Annotated in this window: 2 rRNA genes; both read left to right on the top strand. The window is 57.4% G+C overall.

Annotated elements, in window-relative coordinates:
* Window positions 1-57: 57 nt before the first annotated feature.
* Window positions 58-3,176 (top strand): 23S ribosomal RNA (locus IEZ31_RS55255).
* Between the two features lie 111 nt (window positions 3,177-3,287).
* A 5S ribosomal RNA gene (rrf, locus tag IEZ31_RS55250) occupies window positions 3,288-3,404 on the top strand.
* The last annotated feature ends 8 nt before the right edge of the window (window positions 3,405-3,412 follow it).

The following is a 3,412-nucleotide window of genomic DNA, read 5'->3' as shown; positions in this document are numbered from 1 at the left end:
GTGGGTTTGGTGTTGGTTGAGAATTGCACAGTGGATGCGAGCATCTTAAAGCTTTGTGGTCAAGTTGCTGAGGGCGTACGGTGGATGCCTTGGCACCAGGAGCCGATGAAGGACGTGGGAGGCCGCGATAGGCCTGGGGGAGCTGTCAACCGAGCTGTGATCCCAGGGTGTCCGAATGGGGGAACCCGGCACCAGTCATGTGGTGTCACTCCTGCCTGAACACATAGGGCAGGTAGAGGGAACGCGGGGAAGTGAAACATCTCAGTACCCGCAGGAAGAGAAAACAATAGTGATTCCGTGAGTAGTGGCGAGCGAAAGCGGATGAGGCTAAACCGGGCACGTGTGATACCTGGCAGGGGTTGCGTGTTCGGGGTTGTGGGGCATGTTGTGATCGGGCTGCTGACCGGTCGGGCAGTGAGAAAGTCAGTGGTTAGTCGAAGTTCGCTGGAAAGCGGCGCCGTAGACGGTGAGAGTCCGGTAGGCGAAAACTGCTGGCCTGCTTATATGTGTTCCCGAGTAGCGGCGGACCCCTGTAATCTGCCGTGAATCTGCCAGGACCACCTGGTAAGCCTAAATACTCCCTGGTGACCGATAGCGGACGAGTACCGTGAGGGAAAGGTGAAAAGTACCCCGGGAGGGGAGTGAAATAGTACCTGAAACCGTGCGCCTACAATCCGTCGGAGCGTCCCGCATTCGTGTGGGGGTGACGGCGTGCCTTTTGAAGAATGAGCCTGCGAGTTAGTGATACGTGGCGAGGTTAACCCGTGTGGGGGAGCCGTAGCGAAAGCGAGTCTGAATAGGGCGTTCAGTCGCGTGTCCTAGACCCGAAGCGGAGTGATCTAGCCATGGGCAGGCTGAAGCGCGGGTAAGACCGCGTGGAGGGCCGAACCCACCAACGTTGAAAAGTTGGGGGATGATCTGTGGTTAGGGGTGAAAGGCCAATCAAACTCCGTGATAGCTGGTTCTCCCCGAAATGCATTTAGGTGCAGCGTTGCGTGTTTCTTACCGGAGGTAGAGCACTGGATGGCCTAGGGGGCCTACAAGCTTACTGAAGTCAACTAAACTCCGAATGCCGGTAAGTGAGAGCGTGGCAGTGAGACTGCGGGGGATAAGCTTCGTAGTCGAGAGGGAAACAGCCCAGATCACCAGCTAAGGCCCCTAAGCGTGTGCTAAGTGGTAAAGGATGTGGGGTCGCATAGACAACCAGGAGGTTGGCTTAGAAGCAGCCACCCTTGAAAGAGTGCGTAATAGCTCACTGGTCAAGTGGTTCCGCGCCGACAATGTAGCGGGGCTCAAGCACACCGCCGAAGCTGTGGCATTCACGCGTGTACTCGGCCGGATTCTTCGGATGATGGTCCAGGTGTGTGGATGGGTAGGGGAGCGTCGTGTCACCGGTGAAGCGGCGGAGTGATCCAGCCGTGGAGGTGACGCGAGTGAGAATGCAGGCATGAGTAGCGAAAGCAGGGTGAGAAACCCTGCCGCCGGATGACCAAGGGTTCCAGGGCCAGGCTAATCCGCCCTGGGTGAGTCGGGGCCTAAGGCGAGGCCGAGAGGCGTAGTCGATGGACAACGGGTTGATATTCCCGTACCCGCGTAGAAGCGTCCATGCTGAACCTGCTTGTACTAACCATGCGAAGGTTTGATCCCTTTCGGGGGTGATGGCTGGAGTCTGGGAACTTGGGTGGTAGTAGGCAAGCGATGGGGTGACGCAGGAGGGTAGCTGGACCCGGCCGGTGGTTGTGCCGGGGCAAGCGTGTAGCCCGTGCTGTAGGTAAATCCGCAGCACTTGTGGGTGAGACGTGAAGCGGAGCCGTTTAGGTGAAGTCAGTGATCCCATGCTGCCGAGAAAAGCCTCTAGCGAGTTTCGAGCGGCCCGTACCCCAAACCGACACAGGTGGTCAGGTAGAGAATACCGAGGCGATCGGGCGAACTGTGGTTAAGGAACTCGGCAAATTGCCCCCGTAACTTCGGGAGAAGGGGGGCCACCGATGGTGAGACCACGTGCTGGTGGAGCGGTTGGTGGCCGCAGAGACCAGGGGGAAGCGACTGTTTACTAAAAACACAGGTCCATGCTAAGTCGTAAGACGACGTATATGGACTGACGCCTGCCCGGTGCTGGAACGTTAAGGGGACCTGTTAGTCTTTCGGGGCGAAGCGGAGAACTTAAGCGCCAGTAAACGGCGGTGGTAACTATAACCATCCTAAGGTAGCGAAATTCCTTGTCGGGTAAGTTCCGACCTGCACGAATGGCGTAACGACTTCCCCACTGTCTCAACCACAGGCCCGGCGAAATTGCACTACGAGTAAAGATGCTCGTTACGCGCGGCAGGACGGAAAGACCCCGGGACCTTCACTATAGCTTGACATTGGTACTCGAATTCGATTGTGTAGGATAGGTGGGAGCCGGTGAAGCGGCCACGCCAGTGGTTGTGGAGGCAAGCTTGAAATACCACTCTGTTGGATTTGGGTATCTAACTTTGGACCGTGAGCCGGTTCAGGGACAGTGTCTGGTGGGTAGTTTAACTGGGGCGGTTGCCTCCTAAAATGTAACGGAGGCGCCCAAAGGTTCCCTCAGCCTGGTTGGCAATCAGGTGTTGAGTGCAAGTGCACAAGGGGGCTTGACTGTGAGACTGACAGGTCGAGCAGGGACGAAAGTCGGGACTAGTGATCCGGCACTGGCAGGTGGAAGCGGTGTCGCTCAACGGATAAAAGGTACCCCGGGGATAACAGGCTGATCTTCCCCAAGAGTCCATATCGACGGGATGGTTTGGCACCTCGATGTCGGCTCGTCGCATCCTGGGGCTGGAGTAGGTCCCAAGGGTTGGGCTGTTCGCCCATTAAAGCGGTACGCGAGCTGGGTTTAGAACGTCGTGAGACAGTTCGGTCCCTATCCGCCGCGCGCGTAGGATACTTGAGAAGGGCTGTCCCTAGTACGAGAGGACCGGGACGGACGAACCTCTGGTGTGCCAGTTGTTCTGCCAAGAGCACGGCTGGTTGGCTACGTTCGGAAGGGATAACCGCTGAAAGCATCTAAGCGGGAAGCTCGCTTCGAGATGAGGTATCCCACCCCTTGAGGGTTAAGGCCCCCAGCGAGACCACTGGGTTGATAGGCCGGAAGTGGAAGCCTGGTAACAGGTTTGAGCTGACCGGTACTAATAGGCCGAGGACTTGACCTCAATACAAGCTTTGAGCATGTTTTGCATCCACTGTGTGATTCTGAACCAACACCACAACGCACCCTGCCAACAGGTTTGGTGGGTGTGCGGTGGTTGACAGGTTCATAGTGTTACGGCGGCCATAGCGGAGGGGAAACGCCCGGTCCCATTCCGAACCCGGAAGCTAAGCCCTCCAGCGCCGATGGTACTGCACCCGAGAGAGTGTGGGAGAGTAGGACGCCGCCGGACAAACTTTC

Origin of the sequence: Dactylosporangium sucinum (genome assembly GCF_014647515.1) — a bacterium.
Taxonomy (GTDB): Bacteria; Actinomycetota; Actinomycetes; order Mycobacteriales; family Micromonosporaceae; genus Dactylosporangium; species Dactylosporangium sucinum.
The sequence above is the reverse complement of the archived record's forward strand: the minus strand, read 5'-3'. Positions and strand labels throughout refer to the sequence as shown.